Raw genomic sequence first — 20,331 nt, 5'->3', positions numbered from 1 at the left:
CGCCAAAAACGAGCAGGCGTTAACCTCTCCCTCGCACTGGCTGATTAAACCGCGTTAACAACACGCCGAATCGTTCTCGGGGGTTTTCAATGCGTCACAACATCCTCGCCGCTGCGGCGGCGGTCCTTGTCACATTCTCGCTCGGCTTGCCCGCCGAGGCGGCTCCGAGGCGCAAGCCGGCTGCGGGCGCCCAAGTGAAGAAGAAGGCGGCCGCCGATGCTGCGGCGCGCCGGTCGGCCGCAGCAAGGGCGGCGGCCGAAGCCGCCGAGCAGGCGCGGCTGCGGCCCGCGTGGGGATTGCTGGCCGACATGGGCGACCTCGATTTCGAGGTCGGTGGCATGCCCCTGACCTTCCGCTGGGACCAGCCGATGCGGGTGCTCCGTTCGACCCTGTGGACGGCGAAGGGCGCCGAGCAGTTCCTGTTCACGGTCGACCCGGCGACACTGAAGCTGTCCGGACGCGGCGCGCTTCCGGGCGCGTCGGCGGGTGGGCTCGGCGCGCTTGCCGGCCTGGCCGGTGCCAAGCGGACCGGGACCGAGGCGGCCGACCGGCAGGTCGACTTCTTCCTCGCTCCCACCGGCGAGATCATGTGGTCGGCGCTGGGCAAGCCCGAGCGCTTCATGTGGCGCGAGAAGGATGGCTCGGTGCGCCAGCGCTGGAGCGCCGGTGCCACCCGCAAGATCGAGCCGCTGCGGGCGGACGGCAAGGCGGGCATCACGCTGGCGCAGCTGGTCGCGAGCGGCGAGGTTCGGAGGCAGGCCTCGCACAATGCGCGCCCGACGGGGATGGGCGCCAAGCTTTATACGGGGCAGGAGGCAATGGCCTTCTTCCAGGGGCTGGCGGGACCCTGGTCCAACGGCCGGATGATCCTCACCTTCCGCGCCGGTTCGAACGCGGTCGCCTATGAGTTCGTCCATGGCAACGGCAACACCGGCACCGCGGCGATCAGCCTTGCCGGGGGCAAGCTGACCATCGCCGACGAGGTTGCCGTCTTCGTGCCCGGCGGGTTCCTACTGCCCAAGTCCCGCTACGGCTATTTCCCGAAGCCCGACGGCACCTTCCAGGTCCGCATGGGCCGGCTGAAAGGCGGCGGATTCGACGACGAGAAGGACCGCGGCTACCAGATTCCCGGCGACTGGCGGAGGATCGACCAGGCCGCCGTCACCGCCTTCCGCCAGCAGGCCGAGCAGACGCGCCTCGCGGCGCTACAGGCCGAACGGCAGCGGCAGGCGTCGGGTGGCGGCGGCGGCATGTTCGGCAAGATGCTCGGCGGCGCGCTGATGGGCGCGATGCTGGGCGGCGGCGGCACCAACAGCATCGAGATGGCGATGATCGGCGCGACCAAGGCGGCCGAAGGCGGCAACACGCTCGACCAGCTCAACGCGATGAACGACGTGCAGGCGCAGAAGACCGCCGAAAGCAAGCGCCAGCTCGACGCGACCATCGCCCGTGCGGAAGCGCAGGCCGCCGCGCAGCGCGAGGCCGCGCGGATCGAGGCCGAGCGGGTCGCCGCCGAGAACCAGCGCCGGATGGCCGAGGCCCGCGAGCAGCAGCAGCGCATGGCCGATGCCGCCGCCGCGCGTCAGGCGACCGGCGATGCAGCAAGGGCGCAGCAGCTTGCCGATGCCCGGGCCGAGCGCGAACGGCAGGCTGCCGCAGCGACTGCCAAGGCCGAGGCGGACCGGGTCCGGGCAGCCGCCGAGGCCGACCGCCAGCGCCGCGAGGCCGACGCCGCGGCGGCCGCCGAGAAGCGCCGGCAGGCGGAAGCCGCGAGGCTCGCCGAAGTGCAACGCAAGCGCGAGGAAGAGGCTCGCCCGGTTGCCTTCAAGGAAGGCATGGTGCTGTGCCAGCAGCGGCCCAACTCGACCGAATGGCGCTGCCCGGGTCCGCTTCAGGTCACCTACACGAAGATGGACCATCCGCAGACCCTGAACGAGATCGGCATGGCGTGCGGGTCGCGCACCGGCATCCGCGAGGTGGGCATGGTCGGGCCCTATCGCGTATTCGGCTGCGGTTTCGGGATCCATCCGACGGCGCGCGACTATCCGGGCAACAACGACGTGCCGGCGCAGCTCGGCGTGTTCATCGACAACCGGCGGACCTTCTACTGCCCGCGCAGCAAGCTTGCTTACTGCCGCTGAGGCCGGACCTCAGCCGAGCAGCAGTCCAGGGCCGGTCGCGGCGAGGACGACGCTGGGCAGCAGGCCCACGAGCGTGGCGATGGCGAAGGGGGTGCGACGCATGGCGGTCAGGGCAGCGCCGGCGGTGATCAGCGGGCCGGGAGCCCCGACCAGGCGAAGCGCGACGACGCCGTAGGGCCCGAAGCGCGCCATCCGGTCCTCCAGCGGTGCGAGCCGGTGGCCGAACCTCTGCCTCAGCCGCTCGGCCCCGATGCGGCGGGTCAAGGCGAACAGCAGCAGGCTTCCGGTGATGGCGCCGGCAATCACGGTGGCGACCGCCACCGCCGGTCCGAGCAACAGCCCGCCGGTCAGGCTCATCGGAATGAGCACGCCCGGGACCGAGCAGGCGGTCAGCGCCGTCACCGCCACGAACAGCAGCAACGCGCCGCCGACCGCCCCGCCGATGGCGGGCAGAAGGTTGGCGAGCTCGACGTTCAGCGTGGCAAGGTCCATGGCCGAAACAACATTCCTTCGCAGGCTCGCGTTCCGTAGCGCCCGCTGCCTGTCCCGATGCAATCGGCAAGCCGTTGCCTTGGGGCCACGGCCCGCTAAGGATCCAGGAATGGGGACCGACACAAACGCGCGGACGGAAGCGCTCGAGCATCAGTTGATGCGGGCCTGGCTGGAGGGCGATCGCAAGGCGATGAAGGGGCTGCTTGCCAGCCGCTTTCGGATGGTGGTCGGCGCCAAGCCGCCCGTGCTGCTCGATCGCAAGAGCCTGCTCGAGGCGGCCGGCACGCGCTGGCGGATCGGCGGCTATCGCTTCGGCACGAGCATCTATTCACGCCAGCTGGGCGCCACCGCCCTGTTCGCCGCCGAGATCGAGCTGCAGGGCAGCATCGAGGGCGTGGACGTATCGGGGAGCTGGTGGTTGAGCGATCATTGGAGCCGGTCGAGCCTGACCCGCCGCTGGCAGCTCATCGATCGGCAATTATCGCGCCTCGACGAACGGCCGGCCTTTCCTGACGCGGTGCGCAGCCTCCAGCTCTGGCGCTAATAGGCCCGGCGCTGGGCCGCGACGAGCATCCGCAGCAGCATCGCGACGGGCCGTGGCACGCCCACCTTTCCTTCGAGCCAGAGGCTGACCGCCGAGCGGCTGACGCCGATGGCGTTGGCCAGTTCGTTCTGGGTGCGATAGCCGAGCGCGCGCATGTGGCGGCGCAGCTCGTCCGGCGACATGGAGGCGAGGCGGGGATCCGAGGCGGTCATCGCCGCTCCCCCTGCAGGGGAAGAGGCGAGAATGGACTAGATCGCATCCGGACCCTCGTCGCCGGTGCGGATGCGGATGGCCTGCTCGATTGCCGAGACGAAGATCTTTCCGTCGCCGATCCGGCCCGTGCGGGCGGCATTGGCGATGGCCTCGACAGTGCGGTCGGCGAGGCTGTCCTCGACGACCACCTCGACCTTCACCTTGGGCAGAAAGTCGATGACATATTCGGCGCCGCGATAGAGTTCGGTGTGGCCCTTCTGGCGGCCGAAGCCCTTGACTTCGGTGACGGTCATCCCGCTCACCCCGACCTCGTGGAGGGCGTCCTTCACGTCGTCCAGCTTGAACGGCTTGATGATCGCTTCGACCTTCTTCACTCAGCTACTCCCTCGGCTCTCCGGCCCACCTTAGACAGCGTCTTGGCTTTGCCGCAATTCCCCGCCAATCGGCTCGGCCCATGCGCCAGGCAATCATTCTCTCCGCCGGCCAGGGCTCCCGGCTCGGCCATCTCACCAGCGACCGGCCCAAGTGCCTGATCGAGTTCGGCGGGCGGACCCTGCTCGACCGGCAGCTCGACACGCTTGCCGGGGCGGGCATCGAACGCGCCATCGTGGTGACCGGCTTTCGCGACGACCAGATCGAGGCCGCGCTGGAGCGGCGGCGACAGAAAGGGGAGGGGCCCGAGGTCCGGACCATCTTCAACCCCTTCTACAAGGTCGCGGACAATACGGGCTCGCTCTACATGGCGCGCGAGGCACTGAGCGGTGACACTCTGGTCTGGAACGGCGACACGATGGTCTCGCCGGCGCTGATGGCCAGGGTGGTGGCGAACGACCGGCCGGGCATCTGCGTCACCATCGACCGCAAGGAAGAGGGCTACGATGCCGACGACATGAAGGTGGTCGAGGAGGGCGGACGCCTGCGCGCCATCGGCAAGCGGCTGGCGGATGGCGACGGCGTCAACGCCGAGAGCATCGGCCTGCTCGCCTTCCGCGCCGGCGGGGCCGAGCGTTTCCGCGCCGCCATCGAGGAAGCGATGCGATCGCCCGAGGGCACGCAGATCTGGTACCTTCGCGTCATCCACCATCTTGCGCAGGGGAGCGACGTCTGGACCCTGTCCATCGAGGGCGAGGAATGGGGCGAGGTCGACTTTCCCGACGATGTCGCCGCGGCGGAAGAGCTGGTGAGGGGATGGTAGCCCTGTCGCTCTGCCGGCTCGCGCAGGAAGATCAGTAAGGCGGCCGGTCCAGCCCCTTGGGGCTCTTCGTGAAGATCTCGCAGCCGTCTTCGGTGATGCCGATCGAGTGTTCGAACTGGGCCGACAGCGAGCGGTCGCGAGTGACGGCGGTCCAGCCGTCGTCGAGCATCTTGCAGTCGGCGCGGCCGATGTTGATCATCGGCTCGACGGTGAAGAACATGCCGGGCTTGAGCTCGGGACCGGTGCCGGGACGGCCGACATGGACCACTTCCGGGCTGTCGTGGAACAGCCGGCCGAGGCCGTGGCCGCAGAAGTCGCGGACGACCGAATAGCGATTCTTCTCGGCATGACGCTGGATGGCGGCGCTGATGTCGCCGAGGCGGTTCCCGGGCCTGGCCTGCTCCAGCCCGATCATCAGGCATTCGTAGGTGTTGTCGACCAGCCGCCGCGCCTTCACGCCGACGTCGCCGACCAGGTACATGCGGCTGCTGTCCCCGTGCCAGCCGTCGAGGATGGGCGTCACGTCGATGTTGACGATGTCGCCGTCCTTCAGCGGCCGGTCGCCCGGAATGCCGTGGCAGACGACATGGTTGATCGAGGTGCAGCAGCTGTGGGTGTAGCCGCGATAGCCGAGCGTGGCGGGCACCGCGCCGGCTTCCCGCATCATGCGGTAGACGAACGCGTCGATCTCCTGCGTGGTCACGCCGGGCACGACGATCGGTACCAGCGCATCGAGGATCTCGGCGGCGAGACGCCCCGCCGCGCGCATCCCGGCGAAGCCGTCGGGCCCATGCAGCTTAATGACGCCGCTGCGCGCCTCGCTGCGGTCGTCGGCGGTCACGGTCACATATTGAGTCATGAAGGCCATATAGCGACGGCGGCCCGAAAAGGTTAGCCCGCGAGGATGACCGATCGAATCTGGACCGCCGCACTCTGCATCATCGGGGACGAGATCCTCTCCGGCCGGACGCAGGACAGGAATGTCGCGCAGATCGCGACGTGGCTGAACGTGCAGGGCATCCGCCTTGCCGAAGTGCGCATCGTGCCGGACGTGGAGGAAAGGATCGTCGAAGCCGTCAATCAGTTGCGGGCGCGCAACGATTACCTGTTTACCACCGGCGGCATCGGTCCGACCCACGACGACATCACGGTCGATGCGATCGCGGCCGCGCTTGGGGTGGAGGTCGTCGTCCAGCCCGATGCCCGCGCCATCCTCGAGCGTTATTACGAGAACCGCGGCGGGCTGACCGAAGCGCGGCTGCGGATGGCCCGGGTGCCGGAAGGCGCCGAGCTGATCGTCAACAAGGTATCGGGCGCCCCCGGGATCCGCCACGGCAACATCTTCATCCTCGCCGGCGTGCCGCACATCACAGCCGGCATGCTCGACGCACTGACCGGGACGCTCGAGGGTGGGCGGCCGCTGGTGAGCGTGACGATCGGCGGCATGGTGCCCGAAAGTGAGGTCGCCGACCTGCTGCGCGAGACCGAGAAGGCGAAAGAGGGCATCGCCATCGGGTCCTATCCCTTCTTCCGCGAAGGTAAGGTGGGCGCCAATTTCGTCATCCGTTCGGAAGACATTGGCCAGGCACAGGCCGTCGCCGACCTGCTCCTGGCAAGCATGGAGAGCGCCGGCTATCTGGTCGTGCCCGGCGGCATCTGAGCCGCCCACCAGTCCGCATAGGGCGTGTTCTTCGCCAGGTGGCGGTTCCAGTCCGGATCGCCATCGGTCCACCATACCGGACCGCGCTCCCCGAGTGCCCGCTTGGCCGCATCGACCCGCGCCCGGTCGCGCTTGCGGCGGGCGTCCATCAGATCTCGCACGAGCTCATCGCGCCGGGCGGGATCCAGCGACGGATCGCTCAACCGCCACAGCCGGCCGCGAACCACGAAGTAGCGGCCGTCGGGCGTGACCGGATAATTGCCGGTCAGGCGTTCTCGACCGCGACCTTGGGCGGGACGACCTGGCTGTGGTGGACCACGGTCCAGTCCTCGTGCCCGCGGCGCATCATGGTGGAGCTTGCAAAGCAGCGATAGGTCTCGTCGCCGCGCTTCGCCTCGACCTGGTAGCCGATCACGATCAGCCCTTCCTCCGGGCGGTTCACGCGCTGGTCCGAGAAGCGCACTTCCTCCCAGCGTGGCGTGTCCTTGACCGCGGCCTTCGCTTCGTCGCGCGAGAAAATGAAGGGCTCGGCCGGAAGCGACATGACGACATTCTCGTCGACCAGCCGCTCGTAGACCTCCTCGCCGCCGTGCCAGAGCTTTTCTTCCATCGCCCAGATCCGTTCGTCTTCCATCCGTCACGCTCCCATCCATTCGCCTGACCCGCCAACGGCCAAGATGCGCATGGGGTTCACGGGCCCAATGGTCCGTGTCGTTGATTTAGTAAGCAACCTTACTATATGGCTGCCCTATGGAACAGTTAGCCTGGGAAATTGGCGAGACCAGTCACGCGCTGCGCCGAGCCTTCGACCGGCGAGCGGCGGAGCTCGGAATCACGCGTGCGCAATGGCGCGTGCTCGCCCATCTTGATCACCAGCCCGGCCAGCGCCAGGTCGAGCTCGCGGACCGCATGGACATCGAGCCGATCACGCTCTGCCGGATCGTCGACAAGCTGGAGGAAGCGAAGCTGGTCGAGCGCCGCCGCGATCCCGAGGATCGGCGCGCCTGGCGGCTGCATTTGTGCGAGAGCGCCCTGCCGCTGGTGGAGCGTCTGCATGCCCTGGCCGCCGACTTTTCCGCCGACGTGTTCGGCAATCTTGAACCCGCGGATCTCGAGAAGGCGCGCACCCTTCTCGCGCAGATCCGCGCCAATCTGAACGGCGTAGCGCCGCGTGACAGGGCTTCGGCATGAACCAGCAGACCAGGATCGAGGCGGCCGAGGCCGCCACCGCACCGGAGGAACTCGGCGCCGTCGAGGCCGATTCGCAACCCAAGGCTCCGAACAAGGCCCGGCGCATTGCGCTGATGCTGCTCGTGCCGCTTCTGCTCATTCTGGGTGGCGGCTGGATGTGGTGGTCGGGGCAGGGCGAGGTCGAGACCGACAACGCCCAGGTGAAGCAGGACATCACCAGCGTCGGCGCGCAGGTCGGCGGGCCGATCGCGCAGGTCTTCGTCAAGGAGGGCCAGCGGGTGGAGGCCGGACAATTACTGTTCCGCATCGATCCCGAGCCCTATCGTGTCGCCTTGCTCCAGGCCGAAGCGCAGCTCGCGCAGGCGCAGCTTGCCGAGCGGCAGGTGGTCACGCAGGCGGCCGGCACCGGCGCGGACATCAGCGGCGCGCAGGCCCAGCTGACCATCACCGAGCGCGCCCTCTCGCGTCAGGCCGAACTGCTGCAGCGCGGCTTCACCACCCGTGTGCGCTATGACGAGGCGCTGGCGGACGTCGAGCAGGCGCGCACCGCCCTGGCCGATGCCCGGGCCCGCGCCGCCAACGCCCGGGCCGCGATCGCGCCGACCGGCGACCAGCCGGGCGAGCAGGCCGCCCGCGCCGCCATCGCCAGCGCCCGCCTCAACCTCAGCCGTACCGAGGTGCGCGCGCCGACTGCCGGCGTGGTCGCCAACACCGAGCGGCTGCTGCCCGGCCAGCAGGCTGTTCCCGGCATCGGCCTCCTCAGCCTGGTCGCGTCGGGCGACACCTGGATCGAGGCCAACTTCAAGGAAGGCGACCTTGCCCGCATGGTCCCGGGGCAGCGCGCGCACATCGAGATCGACGCTTATCCGGGCCTCGATCTCACCGGCCGGGTCGCCAGCATCGGCGCCGGCACCGGCAGCGAGTTCGCCATCCTTCCGGCGCAGAATGCCAATGGCAACTGGGTCAAGGTGACCCAGCGCGTCCCCGTCCGGATCCGCTTCGACGGCAAGCCCGCCAAGCCGATGATCGCCGGGCTGAGCGCCACGGTCACGGTCGATGTTGAGTGATCGCCGCGCCGACGTGCCTCGACTTCGCCCAGCACGAACGATCCTGCTGGTCGTCCGTCCTCAGCGGAGCGCGGAGCGCATAGACGAAGCGCGCTAAAGCCATGAGCAACACCGCCGCCACGCCCCTCGACCCGGCTCGCCACGCCCTCGTCACCACCGCGCTCATGCTGGCGGTGCTGATGCAGGTGCTCGACACGACCATCGCCAATGTCGCGCTGCCACACATGCAGGCGAACCTCGGGGCGACGCAGGAAAGCATCAACTGGGTGCTGACCAGCTATATCGTCGCCTCCGCCATTGCCATTCCGATTGCCGGCTGGCTGTCCGAGCGCGTGGGACGGCGGAGGCTGATGCTGTGGTCGGTGGTCGGCTTTACTGCCGCCAGCCTGCTCTGCGCCATCGCCACCTCGCTCCCCGAGATGGTCGCCTTCCGCGTCATCCAGGGTCTGACTGGCGCCTTTCTCGTGCCGCTGGCGCAGGCGACCATGTTCGACATCAACCCGCCCGCCAAGCATGCCCAGGCGATGGCCCTGTTCGGCGGCGGGATCATGATCGGGCCGATCATGGGTCCGGTGCTGGGCGGCTGGCTGACCGACAGCTTCGACTGGCGCTGGGTGTTCATCGTCAACCTGCCGGTCGGGGTCCTCGCCGCCGTCATGCTGTGGCGGACCATGCCGGAAAGCCCGACCACGCGGCGGCGCTTCGACCTGGCCGGATTCGCCCTGCTCGCCGTGGCCCTTGGCGCGCTGCAGATGTTCCTCGACCGCGGCGAAAGCCAGGACTGGTTCGAAAGCTGGGAGATCATGATCGAGGCGGGGCTCGCCATCGCATTCTTGTGGATGTTCGCCGTCCACACGCTGACGTCACGCGCGCCAATCTTCGAAAAGGCCATGTTCGCCGACCGCAACTTCGCGATCGGCTTCCTCTTCATGGCGGTGACCGGCGTACTGCTTCTGGCCGGCCTCGCCCTCCTGCCGCCGCTGCTCCAGCGCCTCTACGGCTATTCGGTGCTCCAGTCGGGCATCCTGACCGCGCCGCGCGGCGTGGGCACGCTCATCTCCATGCTGGTCGCCGGGCGGCTGGTCGGAAAGATCGACAGCCGGCTGCTGGTGGTGATCGGTCTCGTGCTGATGAGCACCAGCCTGTGGATGATGACCGGCTTCGCGCTCGACATGCCCGCCGGGCCGATCGTCTGGTCGGGCGTGGTGCAGGGGCTTGGTATCGGCCTCATCTTCGTCGTCATGCAGAGCCTCGCCTTCGCGACGCTCGAGCCTCGCCTGCGTACCGCCGCCGCGTCCCTGCTCAACCTCGCCCGCAACATCGGCGGGTCGATCGGCATCGCCATCGTCGGCTCGCAGCTGGTTCGGATGACGCAGGTCGCCCATGCCGACATCGCCAGCAACGTCACCGCAAGTACCATCCCGTCGCTCGATCCCGGCCTGCTCGAGCGGATCGGGCAGCAGGGTGATCTCGCGCTTGCGGTGATCAATGCGGAGGTGACGAGGCAGGCCCTGTTCATCGCCTATCTCGACGATTTTTGGCTGATGATGTGGGTGACGCTGGCGGCGCTGCCGCTGGTTCTGCTGATGCGGGAAGCCAAGGCGCCGCAGGGAGGGCCGACGGCGCATGCGATGGCGGACTGAGGACGAACTGGGCTAGGGCGGAGGCATGACCAGCATTGCCATCCGTCACTGGACCGCCGCCGACGGCACCGAGCTCGCCTTTCACGAGACGGGGGAGGGCAGGCCGCTGATCCTCGTCCACGGGCTCTTTTCCGACGCACGCATGAACTGGATCAAGTTCGGCCATGCCGAGCGGATCGCGGCGGCGGGCTTCCGGCTGATCATGCCCGACCTGCGCGCGCACGGCGAAAGCGGCAAGCCGCACGATCCCGCCTGCTATCCCGCGGGCGTCCTCGGCCAAGACCTTGCCGAACTGATCGCGCACCTTGGGCTGACCGATTACGACCTCGGCGGCTTTTCGCTTGGCAGCCGGACCGTGGTGCACGGCATTGCCCGGGGGTTGAAGCCCCGCCGGGCCATCCTCTCCGGCATGGGGCTGGAAGGCCTGCTCGGGTGGGAGAAGAGGCATCAGTTCTTCATCGAGGCCTTCGACAAGTATGACGAGGCGGTGCGCGGCGACCGGCACTGGTTCGCCATCCAGTTCATGAAGAGCCAGAAGGTCGACCGCGTCGCCACCCGCCTGCTGCTGGAAAGCAACTCGGCCGTCGACGAGGCGATGCTGGCGGCGTTCACCATGCCGACCCTGGTCCTGTGCGGCGCCGACGATCACGACAATGGCTCGGCCCCGGCTCTCGCCGACGCGCTGCCCGACGCCGATTATGTCGAGATCCCCGGCACGCACACCACCTCGGTGACGCAGAAGGCGCTCGGCGAAGCCATCGTCAGCTTCTTGACGGAGGAGTGAAGCGGGCGCACGAACGCCGCCAGTTCCTCAGCTGAAGGCGTCAACCGCATGAAATTGGCCGCTTCCGTTTCCATTCTCGCCCTTGCCCTTGCCGGTTGTGCAACCACCGGATCGTCACCAGCCTCCTCCGGTGCGGCGCTCGACCAAGCTTCCGCTGCCGCTGGCGCGAGCGACACCGCAAGCGCGTCCCGTACGCCGGAAGGCGCGCGCCAGTTCATCGCGCGGGTCGAGAAGGACCTGTTCGACCTGTCGACCATCTCGTCGCGCGCGCAGTGGGTGAACTCGACATACATCACCGACGACACCGATGCGCTCGCCGCCTATTTCGGCACCATCGGTACCGAAAAGGGCGTCGCTTACGCCAAGGAAGCGGCCGAATGGGCGCGGGTGCCGGGCCTCGATCCGGACACGCAGCGCAAACTGAACATCCTGCGCGGCGCGCTGGTCCTTCCCGCGCCCTCGACCGAAGGCGCGGCGACGGAACTCAACAATATCGCCACCGGCCTCCAGTCGACCTACGGCAAGGGCCGCGCCCAGCTGGACGGCAAGGTCATCACTGGCGACGTCGCCGAGGAAGCGATGGGTGAGCTTCGCGATCCGAAGAAGACCGCCGAAGTCTGGACCAGCTGGCACAACAATGTCGGCCGACCGATGCGGGCCGACTATACCCGCATGGTCGAAATCGCGAACCAGGGCGCCAAGGAGCTCGGCTACGACGACACCGGCGCCATGTGGCGCAGCCAGTATGACATGAGCCCGCAGGAATTCTCGGCCATGTACGACCGGCTGTGGAGCGAGGTGAAGCCGCTCTACGACCAGCTCCACTGCTACACCCGCGACCGGCTGAACGCGAAATACGGCAATGCCGTCCAGCCCAAGACCGGCCCGATCCGCGCCGACCTGCTCGGCAACATGTGGGCGCAGGAATGGGGCAACATCTACGACGTGGTGGCACCCAAGGGGGCAGGCGACGTCGGCTATGACGTGACCGAGCTGCTCAAGGCCAAGAAGAAGAGCCCGACCGACATGGTCAGGATCGGCGAGGGCTTCTACACCTCGCTGGGCCTCGCACCGCTTCCGGAGACCTTCTGGACCCGCAGCCAGATCGTCCGCCCGGAAGGCCGCGAGGTGGTCTGCCACGCTTCGGCCTGGGACCTCGACAACAAGGACGACCTGCGCATCAAGATGTGCACCAAGGTCAATGGCGACGACTTCGTCACCATCCACCACGAGCTTGGCCACAATTATTACCAGCGGGCCTACAACAAGCAGCCCTATCTCTACCTCAATGGCGCCAACGACGGCTTCCACGAGGCGATCGGCGACTTCATCGCGTTGTCGGTGACTCCGGAATATCTCGTCCAGATCGGCCTGCTCGACCGCAACAAGGTGCCGGACGCGAGCAAGGACACCGGCCTGCTGCTGCGCCAGGCGATGGACAAGGTCGCGTTCCTGCCGTTCGGCCTGCTGGTCGACAAGTGGCGCTGGGGCGTGTTCGACGGCTCGATCACCCCGCAGCAGTACAATGCCGGCTGGAACCAGCTGCGGCTGCAATATCAGGGCATCACGCCGCCGACCGCACGGAGCGAGGCCGACTTCGATCCGGGCGCGAAGTACCACATCCCGGGCAACACGCCCTATGCCCGCTACTTCCTTGCCCGCATCCTGCAGTTCCAGTTCTACAAGTCGGCCTGCGACATGGCCGGGTGGAAGGGCCCGCTCCATCGCTGCTCCTTCTACGGCAACAAGGAAGTCGGCCAGCGGCTGAACGCCATGCTGGAGATGGGCGCGAGCAAGCCCTGGCCGGACGCGCTCCAAGCCTTCACCGGCACCCGCGAGATGAGCGGCAAACCGATGCTCGAGTATTTCGCCCCGCTGCAGCGCTGGCTGGAGGAGCAGAACAAGGGCAGGACGTGCGGCTGGCAGCAGTCCTGATCGCCGCGCTGGGGCTAGGCGGGGTGGCTTCGGCCGCTCCGCCGCCCCCTCGCGTCTTTCCCGCCGACTGGCCGAAGACGCTCAATGGCTATGACCTTCAGCCTCTGCTGGGCGCCTATGACCTCTGGGTGCAGACGAGCCAGGGGAGGATCCTTCGAACAAGCTTCGGTGCCGACCAGGAGTGGCAAGGCAAGAGCTGGCGTGGATTCGTCGCGACCAGCGAGCTCGTTCAGGGGGACTATGGTGCCCTGCGGGTCGATCGGCTCGAGCGCTATTGCGAGGGACAGATAGCGGCATCGCAACATGGTTCCTGCACGTATCGCTACCGCTATGTGTTCGTCCCTCAAAATGGGGATGTTGCACAACGGGCCTTCAATGCCTTCCGAGCCGAACAGCTGACCGAGTTTCTCGCCAGGGAGGGCTGGGAGGCGGACTACAGCTGGCAAGGGCGTCAGAGGCTCCAAAGCCTGTTTGCACGGCACACCGACCTGGCCGCGGTCTACGAACCCTCGTTAGAGCGGCACGACGTCTCGTCAGCGCAATGCCCTGCTCTGGAGAAGGCCATTGGAGCGCTGGGCACCGTCGGGATCAGCCTTGACCAGGCGAAGAGGGGCAACGGGCTTGGCGACTATCCATCCCCTCACGGTGCCTTGACGCAGGTCGAGATCGAGGGCGTCGATGCCTCCGGCCGGCCGCTCACGCTCAAGGGCGCGACTGCGCTCCACTCCGTGATGCAGCCGTTGTAGGACGCGGCGGAGAGCTGCTCTCCACCCAGTTACGCGAAGGGCAGGGCGGCGCGCTGAGCCTCAGCTCATGCCCGCCGCCCTGATCCGGCGCTTGGCTTCTTCCGTCCCGATGTCACGGCTCTCTTCGCGGGCCCACAGGAACAGCGCGCCCGCCGCCATCGAGCTCAATACCGCAGCCGTCGCATAAGGGTGCATCTGGGCTTCGAGGTACAAAGACGTCCTGCGCTTGAACGGCTCCTGGTTGCCCTCGACCCGTCCGTCGCGGCGCGGCTCGAACAGATTGTCGCTAGTGCCGGGAGCGGGGGGCACGTCGGTGGTCTGGCTTGCCTCGCCGCCGACCAGCACCATGCCCTTGTCGGCGAGCCGGGGCAGGGCCGGGGCCAGGGTGGTAAGGGCAAGGCCGCCGCCGCCCACGACCAGCGTTCGGCGCGGCGTCTGCGCGGCGAAACAGATGGCCTTGGCGACCAGCTCGGCATCGTAGAGCGGCTGGGGTAGCCGGGCATGCCGGTCCAGCTTGTTGCGGGCATGCTCGGGATACATGGTGTCAATCGCCGCCGGCTTGATCAGGGTCACGCTGATCGGCGCGCCTTCCTGCTCGAGCTCCATCCGCAACGCGTCGGTGAACTGCATCACCGCCGCCTTCATCGCGCAATAGGGTCCCTGCAGGGGAATGGCGCGATTGGACAGGACCGAACCGATGTTGATCAGCGCGCCCCCCTCCTTGCGCAGATGCCCGATGGCGACGAGGCTGGCGTCGACCAGCCCGAAATAGCCGACGTCGAATACGCGCCGGTGTTCGGCCAGGCTGACGTCCTCGACCCGCGCGAAGATGGCGGCCGCGGCGTCATTCACCCAGGTGTCGACCCGCCCATAGCGATCGAGCGCATAGGCGAGCAGCCGTTCGGCCGAGCCCTCGTCGGCGATGTCGAGGTCGAGCGCGGTCGCCTCACCGCCCTTGTTGCGGATGGCGACCACCGCTTCGTCGAGTGCATCGGAATTGCGGGCGGCGAGCACGACCCGGGCGCCCGCCGCAGCGGCGCGCCGGGCGGTAGCGAGACCAATGCCGCTGGACGCGCCCACGTTGACCATCACCTGGTCCGAAAGGGGTTTGAGCTTCACGGTCATCATCGCCTCCGGAGATGTAAAAAGGGGCACCGGCGAACCGATGCCCCTTATCAATTCATGACGGGACCTTCAGGCTCCGTAGGAGACGCTTCCGGCCTTGGTCTGGTCCTTGGACGTCTCGTCGAGACCGGTGCTGCCCTTGCCCGACGACTTGCCGCCGCTGCTCTTGCTGCTGCCGCTGCCGGTCGTGCTGCTGTTGCCGCTGCCGAACGAGCTGCCGCTGTCCGAGCCGCCGCCGATGGCACTGCCCGAGCCGCTGGTGCCCGAGCCGCTCACCGAGCTGCCCGAGCCGCTGGTGGTCGAACCGCCGCTCGTGCCGCTGGTGCTCGAAAGGCCGCTGGCGCCGCTGGTGCCGCCCGTGCCGCCGAGGCTCGAGGCGCTGGTGCGATTGCCCGAATTGGCCATGCCGCCGGCCTGGATCGCAGACGGGCTGCTCGCACTCGTGCCGGCGCCGACGCCAGCGCTGCTGCTCGGCGAGGACGAAGCGGTCTCAAGGCTGCGGTCGCTGGTGGTCGAGCCCTGCTGCTTGTAGGCGCCGGCACCCTTGACGTTGTCGCCCTGGCTGTCCTGGCCCCAGTTCATCAGCGGCTTGTCGCTCTTGCCGCGGGTGAGGAAGAAGGCCGCGGCGCCCGCCGCAACGGTCGCAACCGCCGCCGCCGCATAGGGCCGGCTCTTCACGCCTTCGACGATCCGGTCGCGCCGGCGATCGCGATTGTCGATGCTTCGAGTGTCGTGGTTGCGGTTCTCGCGATTGTGGGTGTCGTGCCCGTTGTCGTTGTTCTTCGCCATGCCCTGTCCTCCGTTACGCTGGGGGTCTTCGGGCGGGCAACGAAGCTGGCAGGGGATCGGTCCCGGCGTTGCGCCCAGTGGAGGCGCGGCAAAGGTGGGGGCAGATGCGACCTCCCCGCTGCCAGGACGACAGCGGGGAGGGATAGGCTTACAGCTGCTCGAGCAGGGTTTCGGCGCTCGACGCCTTGTATTCGCCCGGCGCCTCGACGTTCAGCTGCTCGACGACTCCGTCGTTGACGATCATCGAATAACGCTGCGAGCGGACAGAGCCCATGCCGAAGGCCGAGCCGTCCATGGTGAGGCCGAGCGCCTGCGCCAGCTGGCCGTTGCCGTCGGCGATCATGGTGATGTCCTCGCTGCCCTGATCCTTGTTCCAGGCAGCCATGACGAAGGCGTCGTTGACGCTGGTGCAGGCGATCTCGTCGACGCCCTTGCCTTTCAGGTCCCCGGCCTTCTCCACATAGGAGGGCAGGTGCTTGGCCGAGCAGGTCGGCGTGTAGGCGCCCGGAACGGCGAACAGGGCGACACGCTTGCCGCCGAAATAATCGGTCGTGGTGGTCGGCCGCGGGCCCTCGCTGGTCGCGAGCACGAGCGGCATGTCGGGAAGGCGGTCGCCGACGTTGATGGTCATGGAAATAAGCTCCTCTGGTGGGGCGAGATGTTTACGGCCGTCGCTCTACCGGCCGTTCGTTACGCCAACAAGGCTTGTGCGGCGGGCGCGAACTGGCATGGTAGGCCGGTCATGTCGGACGCGCCCTTTCTTGCAGGAAAGCTGCTGCTCGCCATGCCCGGCATGGCCGATCCCCGCTTCGAACGCTCAGTGACCGCGCTCTGCGTTCATGACGAGAATGGCGCGGTCGGCCTCGGCATCAGCCACAAGCGTGCCGGCATCCGCCTGCGCGGCCTGCTGAAGCAGCTCGATCTCGACCCCGGCAAGGCGCCGGATGAAGCGATCCACCATGGCGGCCCGGTCGAGCCGGGGCGCGGTTTCGTCCTCCATTCCGACGATTGGGGCGGCGAGGATACCCTTCAGGTGGTCGGGCCGACGGGCAAGCTGTGGGCGATGACGGGTACCATCGACGTGCTCCGCGCCATTGCCGAGGGCCGAGGGCCGTCGCGCTGGCTGGTCGCGCTCGGCTATGCCGGCTGGGGTCCCGGACAGCTTGAGGAGGAGATGACCCGCCACGGCTGGTTCGCCTGCCCGGGACGGCCGTCCATCCTGTTCGACACGCCGTCCGACGAGCGCTGGGCCGCGGCGTTCAAGGCCGAGGGAATCGACGCCCGGCTGCTCGCCAACGAGACTGGCGCAGCCTGACTTTCCAGCAATGCCGGTGCCGATCGGCGGCACCTGACCGGCAACGGAAAAGGGCCCCGGTTTCCCGAGGCCCTTTCCATTGTCGTCTCCGGCTCGCTTAGAGCTTGAAGTTGACGTTGGCGAAGAAGGTCCGGCCCACCAGGTCGTAGCCCGAGTAGAGCGGCGCATTGCCAACCGAGTTGAAGATGCCGGCCGTGATCCGCGGCGGCGCCTTGTCGAAGATGTTCCGGACGCCGACCGTGAACTCATAGCGCTCCGCGACATTGAACTGCACCGAGGCATTGTGAAGGAAGTAATCCTTCGTCTCGAGATAGTAGTTGTCGCGGTAGAACTGCTCGTCGTCCGGGCTGACCTCGCCAGTCAGATTGTCGAAGGCGAGGAGCTGGTAGGTGTTGTTGCGGTCGCCACCAATCCAGTCGAGACCATAGCGGAAGGTCACCGGCCGGGTGGAGTAGGTGACGTCGAAGTTGCCGACCCACTCCGGCTGCGTGACGATGCCGTTCGCGTCGGCAAGGAACTCCTCGGGGAAGAGCCTGCTCGACTGTTCGGTATACTTGGTCACGTTGGCGTTGAGGATGAACGTCCCCGGCCCGACCGCGCGGGTCGAGAAGCGGCCGTTGAACTCATAGCCCTTCACGATGCTCTCGGAGAGGTTGACGAAGCTGCTGACCACCGAAAGCGCGTTGTTCGGATCGCGGGTGACGAAGCGGCAGAAGCCGGCCGCCGGATCGAAGTTCTCCGCCGAGTAGCAACGGTTGAGGATCGTGTCGCCCGCAAGGTCGGACACGCCGTTCTTCACCTTGATGTCGAAATAGTCGAGGGCAAGGCTGAGCTGACCAATCGATGCCGGGATCGGCGGACGGGCAACCACGCCGACCGACCAGTTGCGCGAGGTTTCGGCCTCCAGGCCGGCCTCTGCGCCGCCGACGCGGAAGATGGTGATGCCGTTACGCTGCTCGAAGTCGGCGGGAAGGCCGATGGTCGCGCAGTTGCGGGCAAGGACCTGCTGCGAGGGCGACTGCTCCGCTGCCGGCGGAAGTGCCGAGCAGGGATCGCTGTTGCTGCCGAGGAAGCCGCTGGTCGCGCCGAGGAACTGCTCGGCGAGCGCCGGTGCACGGTACGACGTGCCGTAGCTCCCGCGGAAGCCGAGGCCGCGGACCGGTTCCCACTCGCCCGCGATCTTGTACGTCGTGTCGCTGCCATAGGACTTGTAGTCCGTGTAGCGGAGCGAGCCGTTGACGTTCAGGCGGTAGAGGAAGGGCAGGTCGCGGACGATCGGCACGAACACTTCGCCGAAGACTTCCTTGACGCTGTCCTTGCCGACCGTCGGCGTGCCCGCGGTGAGGCCGAACAGGTTGCCGTTGATCGAATTGTCGTCCGGCTGGTCGTTGATCGACTGACGGCGATATTCGGCACCCAGCGCAAGCTGGACGTCGCCACCGGGCATGGCGAACAGCGGACCGTCGACACCGAACGAGAAGGTCGTCTCGCGGAAGCTGGTCTTACCGATCGTGTTGTCGACGATATAGTCGCGGAAAGCCTGCGGAAGCTCGCCGCCGATCACCGCCGCGCTGAGGGCCGGAGCCGCCACGCAGGTCGGGTTCGACGCCAGGCTGGCGCAGCTGAAGGTGCCGTCCGGGTTCTGGACCACGTTCAGCGAGTTGGCGAGGCGATCCGTGAGGAAGGACTCGATCTCGTAGGTACCGTCGTTCCACGACTTGCCGGCGTAGGCGTCATAGCGCCAGCCGCTGAAGAAGAAGTCGCCGCGGAGGCCACCCGAAGCCCGGACGTAATCCACTTCCTGGCGCGAGTCGGTCAGGCCGTAGCCGATGAAGGCACGGGCCGCGATGTTCTGGCCGCTCGACGTCACCGTCGGGTTGGCGAAGACACCGTCACGCAGGTCTTCCGGGAGCAGCGGGCTGCCCTGCAGATAGTCGAGGCTCAGCTGGCGGTAGAGCGGCGAGGAGGACTTGCGGCGGGTCGCCAGCAGTTCGCCGTACAGCTCGCTGTTGCCGAACAGGCCGAGGTCGTAGGTGGTGGCGAGATAGCCCGTGATGATCTCGGTGCCGGTGACCAGCGGCTGGAATTCCTGGCGCGGGTCGAAGGTGTCGCGGTCGTAGAAGCCGACACCCTGATAGCCCGGGAACGGACCGTCGGTCTGGCCGGGAGCCGGGACGAAGCGGTTGAACACGCCGAGGCCGCCGCCGGTGCGGGCAATCGCCTCGCGGGCCGGAAGGCCGAGCGTGTTGATGGTCACGCCGCCATTGTCGAGCGTGAAGCAGCCCGGCTCGCCGGTGGCGGGGTCGATATAGTCGCCCGAGCCGAAGTCGGTGCCTTCGCCGCTGAGGAAGCCGCCGATCGGGCAGCGGAAGAAGTCGGACTGGTTGCGGGCCAGCGACGAGCGCTTGCGCCACTCGACCGAGCCGATGACGCTCAGGCGCGGGGCCTGGATGCCGAAGCTTCCGGCAAGGCGACGATCGACGCCGGCGCCGATCTCGGGGACGTTGACCTGGGCATCGACGCTGAAGCCGGTCAGCTTGCGATCGGTGATGATGTTGACCACGCCCGCGATCGCGTCCGAACCGTAGATGGACGAAGCGCCGGCCTTGAGGATCTCGATGCGCTCGACGATGGCGGTCGGAAGAACGTTGAGGTCGGCCGACAGGACCGATCCGCGGGTGCCGCCCGGCGCCAGGCGACGGCCGTTGAGCAGGATGAGGGTACGCGCCGGGCCGAGCCCGCGCAGGCCAAGGGTGTTGGCGCCGGTGCCGCCGTCGGTGACGAAGCCGCCATAAGCGTTGTTGATCTGCGAGGCGCCCTGGGTGACGGCGCCGCTCTGCAGCGCGTCGGTCGCACTGTTGAAGCCCGACTGCGTGATTTCCTGCGCGGTGATGACGGTAAGGGGCTCGGTGGTGCTGAACTCGTCGCGGCGGATGCGCGAACCGGTGACGACGACGGTTTCGCCGGTCTGGGCGCTGGTGTCCGCATTGCTGAGGGTCGAGGCCGGGTCGCAGACGCCGTCCTGGTTCTCGTCAGGGCAGTCGGCAGCGGGTCCGGTCGGCGGAATGGCCGCCGGATCCTGGACCGGAGCGGCAGCTTCGGGAGCGGGCGGCACTTCCTGAGCAAAGGCCGGGCTGGCAAGCAAGGCACCAAGAGCAATCGAAGACGTCGTGATCGTAAGGCGAATATTCCGCATCCGTAATTATCCTAACCGTCGAACAAGTCGCGTTCCCCTAGGCGAAAAGGTGTGTCGGACCACATACTTAGTTAGCGCTTCCCAGGAGCGCTGTTGATATTGTCTCATCACTGCAACAGCCTCGTAGTGAATACGGAGAGGGTCGCTGAGTTCGTTACGGCGCCATTGAGTTCTTTAGTTGTGAAAAGGAACCATTAGGTCGTTCCTGAGTGCGTGCGCGAGCAAGGCAGCGACTAATTCAGAATCGGAACGGTGCATTGCGCCGGCCAACAGTCGGCCGGGCACGCGGCTGTCC

General features: G+C 67.4%; 21 protein-coding genes. 11 read left to right on the top strand and 10 right to left on the bottom strand.

Features of this window, described 5'->3' with window-relative positions:
* Window positions 1-89 precede the first annotated feature (89 nt).
* Complete coding sequence (locus JOY29_RS03270) at window positions 90-2,141, top strand: hypothetical protein (RefSeq protein WP_300974771.1); 2,052 nt, start codon at window positions 90-92, stop codon at window positions 2,139-2,141.
* 9 nt (window positions 2,142-2,150) lie between these two features.
* Here JOY29_RS03270 and JOY29_RS03265 read toward each other — a convergent pair whose 3' ends face one another.
* The gene (locus JOY29_RS03265) at window positions 2,151-2,633 is read right to left on the bottom strand and encodes a VTT domain-containing protein (protein WP_300974770.1); all 483 of its coding nucleotides are present in this window, start codon (window positions 2,631-2,633) and stop codon (window positions 2,151-2,153) included.
* Between the two features lie 109 nt (window positions 2,634-2,742).
* Here JOY29_RS03265 and JOY29_RS03260 point away from each other — a divergent pair, with 109 nt between their 5' ends.
* Window positions 2,743-3,177 carry a DUF4440 domain-containing protein gene (locus tag JOY29_RS03260; RefSeq protein ID WP_300974769.1) on the top strand — a complete coding sequence of 145 codons (435 nt, stop codon included), beginning with the start codon at window positions 2,743-2,745 and terminating at the stop codon, window positions 3,175-3,177.
* Here the strand turns inward: JOY29_RS03260 and JOY29_RS03255 are convergent.
* A complete protein-coding gene (locus tag JOY29_RS03255) occupies window positions 3,174-3,389 on the bottom strand; it encodes a helix-turn-helix domain-containing protein (protein ID WP_300974768.1) in 216 nt (71 codons plus the stop codon). The two genes, JOY29_RS03260 and JOY29_RS03255, sit on opposite strands and share 4 nt — an antisense overlap.
* A 36-nt stretch (window positions 3,390-3,425) precedes the next feature.
* Window positions 3,426-3,764: a P-II family nitrogen regulator gene (locus JOY29_RS03250; RefSeq protein ID WP_300974767.1), complete on the bottom strand. Its 339-nt coding sequence runs from the start codon at window positions 3,762-3,764 to the stop codon at window positions 3,426-3,428.
* Window positions 3,765-3,844: 80 nt separating this feature from the next.
* Between JOY29_RS03250 and JOY29_RS03245 the strand changes: the two genes are divergently transcribed.
* The gene (locus JOY29_RS03245) at window positions 3,845-4,585 is read left to right on the top strand and encodes a phosphocholine cytidylyltransferase family protein (RefSeq protein WP_300974766.1); all 741 of its coding nucleotides are present in this window, start codon (window positions 3,845-3,847) and stop codon (window positions 4,583-4,585) included.
* Window positions 4,586-4,616: 31 nt separating this feature from the next.
* On the opposite strand, the gene map is transcribed toward JOY29_RS03245, so the two are convergent.
* Window positions 4,617-5,444 carry a type I methionyl aminopeptidase gene (gene map, locus JOY29_RS03240; protein ID WP_300975468.1) on the bottom strand — a complete coding sequence of 276 codons (828 nt, stop codon included), beginning with the start codon at window positions 5,442-5,444 and terminating at the stop codon, window positions 4,617-4,619.
* A 45-nt stretch (window positions 5,445-5,489) separates the two neighbouring features.
* Between map and JOY29_RS03235 the strand changes: the two genes are divergently transcribed.
* Window positions 5,490-6,245, top strand: coding sequence for a molybdopterin-binding protein (locus JOY29_RS03235; protein ID WP_300974765.1), 756 nt, complete (start codon window positions 5,490-5,492; stop codon window positions 6,243-6,245).
* Here the strand turns inward: JOY29_RS03235 and JOY29_RS03230 are convergent.
* Both JOY29_RS03230 and JOY29_RS03225 read right to left on the bottom strand, forming a co-directional pair.
* Window positions 6,218-6,394 (bottom strand): hypothetical protein, encoded by a 177-nt coding sequence (locus JOY29_RS03230; RefSeq protein ID WP_367280028.1) that lies wholly within the window; start codon window positions 6,392-6,394, stop codon window positions 6,218-6,220. The two genes, JOY29_RS03235 and JOY29_RS03230, sit on opposite strands and share 28 nt — an antisense overlap.
* Window positions 6,395-6,510: 116 nt before the next feature.
* Window positions 6,511-6,879 (bottom strand): DUF4440 domain-containing protein, encoded by a 369-nt coding sequence (locus JOY29_RS03225; protein ID WP_300974763.1) that lies wholly within the window; start codon window positions 6,877-6,879, stop codon window positions 6,511-6,513.
* Window positions 6,880-6,995: 116 nt separating this feature from the next.
* On the opposite strand from JOY29_RS03225, the gene JOY29_RS03220 reads away from it, so the two are divergent.
* The 6 genes from JOY29_RS03220 (at window position 6,996) to JOY29_RS03195 (ending at window position 13,611) form a co-directional block, all read left to right on the top strand.
* Entirely contained in the window at window positions 6,996-7,436 is a 441-nt protein-coding gene (locus tag JOY29_RS03220; RefSeq protein WP_300974762.1) for a MarR family winged helix-turn-helix transcriptional regulator, read from the top strand.
* Window positions 7,433-8,503, top strand: a complete 1,071-nt coding sequence (locus JOY29_RS03215) for an HlyD family secretion protein (RefSeq protein WP_300974761.1) — start codon at window positions 7,433-7,435, stop codon at window positions 8,501-8,503. Before JOY29_RS03220 ends, JOY29_RS03215 begins: the two co-directional genes overlap by 4 nt.
* 101 nt (window positions 8,504-8,604) lie before the next feature.
* Complete coding sequence (locus JOY29_RS03210; RefSeq protein ID WP_300974760.1) at window positions 8,605-10,146, top strand: DHA2 family efflux MFS transporter permease subunit; 1,542 nt, start codon at window positions 8,605-8,607, stop codon at window positions 10,144-10,146.
* A gap of 25 nt (window positions 10,147-10,171) precedes the next feature.
* Window positions 10,172-10,930, top strand: coding sequence for an alpha/beta hydrolase (locus tag JOY29_RS03205; RefSeq protein WP_300974759.1), 759 nt, complete (start codon window positions 10,172-10,174; stop codon window positions 10,928-10,930).
* 48 nt (window positions 10,931-10,978) lie between these two features.
* Entirely contained in the window at window positions 10,979-12,865 is a 1,887-nt protein-coding gene (locus JOY29_RS03200; RefSeq protein ID WP_300974758.1) for a M2 family metallopeptidase, read from the top strand.
* Window positions 12,844-13,611, top strand: a complete 768-nt coding sequence (locus tag JOY29_RS03195; protein WP_300974757.1) for a hypothetical protein — start codon at window positions 12,844-12,846, stop codon at window positions 13,609-13,611. The genes JOY29_RS03200 and JOY29_RS03195 overlap by 22 nt, the downstream gene beginning before the upstream one ends.
* A 60-nt stretch (window positions 13,612-13,671) precedes the next feature.
* On the opposite strand, the gene JOY29_RS03190 is transcribed toward JOY29_RS03195, so the two are convergent.
* From JOY29_RS03190 to JOY29_RS03180, 3 genes are all read right to left on the bottom strand, one after another.
* A complete protein-coding gene (locus tag JOY29_RS03190) occupies window positions 13,672-14,730 on the bottom strand; it encodes an SDR family oxidoreductase (RefSeq protein WP_300974756.1) in 1,059 nt (352 codons plus the stop codon).
* Window positions 14,731-14,805: 75 nt separating this feature from the next.
* On the bottom strand, window positions 14,806-15,525 hold the full coding sequence (locus tag JOY29_RS03185) for a hypothetical protein (protein ID WP_300974755.1): 720 nt from the start codon (window positions 15,523-15,525) through the stop codon (window positions 14,806-14,808).
* Window positions 15,526-15,673: 148 nt separating this feature from the next.
* Complete coding sequence (locus tag JOY29_RS03180) at window positions 15,674-16,156, bottom strand: peroxiredoxin (RefSeq protein ID WP_300974754.1); 483 nt, start codon at window positions 16,154-16,156, stop codon at window positions 15,674-15,676.
* Between the two features lie 111 nt (window positions 16,157-16,267).
* Here JOY29_RS03180 and JOY29_RS03175 point away from each other — a divergent pair, with 111 nt between their 5' ends.
* Window positions 16,268-16,840, top strand: coding sequence for a YqgE/AlgH family protein (locus tag JOY29_RS03175; protein WP_300974753.1), 573 nt, complete (start codon window positions 16,268-16,270; stop codon window positions 16,838-16,840).
* Window positions 16,841-16,937: 97 nt separating this feature from the next.
* On the opposite strand, the gene JOY29_RS03170 is transcribed toward JOY29_RS03175, so the two are convergent.
* On the bottom strand, window positions 16,938-20,036 hold the full coding sequence (locus tag JOY29_RS03170) for a TonB-dependent receptor (protein ID WP_300974752.1): 3,099 nt from the start codon (window positions 20,034-20,036) through the stop codon (window positions 16,938-16,940).
* Window positions 20,037-20,331: the final 295 nt, after the last annotated feature.

Source organism: Sphingomonas sp. LHG3406-1, assembly GCF_029637485.1.
In the GTDB taxonomy this organism is placed as follows: domain Bacteria; phylum Pseudomonadota; class Alphaproteobacteria; order Sphingomonadales; family Sphingomonadaceae; genus Sphingomicrobium.
This window is presented reverse-complemented; position numbering and strand designations above follow the sequence as displayed.

Coding starts and splice junctions, on each gene's coding strand:
- JOY29_RS03210 (WP_300974760.1), top strand. CDS start 8,605: ATGAGCAACACCGCCGCCACGCCCCTCGACCCGGCTCGCCACGCCCTC.
- map (WP_300975468.1), bottom strand. CDS start 5,444: ATGACTCAATATGTGACCGTGACCGCCGACGACCGCAGCGAGGCGCGC.
- JOY29_RS03200 (WP_300974758.1), top strand. CDS start 10,979: ATGAAATTGGCCGCTTCCGTTTCCATTCTCGCCCTTGCCCTTGCCGGT.
- JOY29_RS03230 (WP_367280028.1), bottom strand. CDS start 6,394: ATGGACGCCCGCCGCAAGCGCGACCGGGCGCGGGTCGATGCGGCCAAG.
- JOY29_RS03270 (WP_300974771.1), top strand. CDS start 90: ATGCGTCACAACATCCTCGCCGCTGCGGCGGCGGTCCTTGTCACATTC.
- JOY29_RS03180 (WP_300974754.1), bottom strand. CDS start 16,156: ATGACCATCAACGTCGGCGACCGCCTTCCCGACATGCCGCTCGTGCTC.
- JOY29_RS03260 (WP_300974769.1), top strand. CDS start 2,743: ATGGGGACCGACACAAACGCGCGGACGGAAGCGCTCGAGCATCAGTTG.
- JOY29_RS03175 (WP_300974753.1), top strand. CDS start 16,268: ATGTCGGACGCGCCCTTTCTTGCAGGAAAGCTGCTGCTCGCCATGCCC.
- JOY29_RS03265 (WP_300974770.1), bottom strand. CDS start 2,633: ATGGACCTTGCCACGCTGAACGTCGAGCTCGCCAACCTTCTGCCCGCC.
- JOY29_RS03170 (WP_300974752.1), bottom strand. CDS start 20,036: ATGCGGAATATTCGCCTTACGATCACGACGTCTTCGATTGCTCTTGGT.
- JOY29_RS03235 (WP_300974765.1), top strand. CDS start 5,490: ATGACCGATCGAATCTGGACCGCCGCACTCTGCATCATCGGGGACGAG.
- JOY29_RS03245 (WP_300974766.1), top strand. CDS start 3,845: ATGCGCCAGGCAATCATTCTCTCCGCCGGCCAGGGCTCCCGGCTCGGC.
- JOY29_RS03225 (WP_300974763.1), bottom strand. CDS start 6,879: ATGGAAGACGAACGGATCTGGGCGATGGAAGAAAAGCTCTGGCACGGC.
- JOY29_RS03215 (WP_300974761.1), top strand. CDS start 7,433: ATGAACCAGCAGACCAGGATCGAGGCGGCCGAGGCCGCCACCGCACCG.
- JOY29_RS03185 (WP_300974755.1), bottom strand. CDS start 15,525: ATGGCGAAGAACAACGACAACGGGCACGACACCCACAATCGCGAGAAC.
- JOY29_RS03205 (WP_300974759.1), top strand. CDS start 10,172: ATGACCAGCATTGCCATCCGTCACTGGACCGCCGCCGACGGCACCGAG.
- JOY29_RS03220 (WP_300974762.1), top strand. CDS start 6,996: ATGGAACAGTTAGCCTGGGAAATTGGCGAGACCAGTCACGCGCTGCGC.
- JOY29_RS03255 (WP_300974768.1), bottom strand. CDS start 3,389: ATGACCGCCTCGGATCCCCGCCTCGCCTCCATGTCGCCGGACGAGCTG.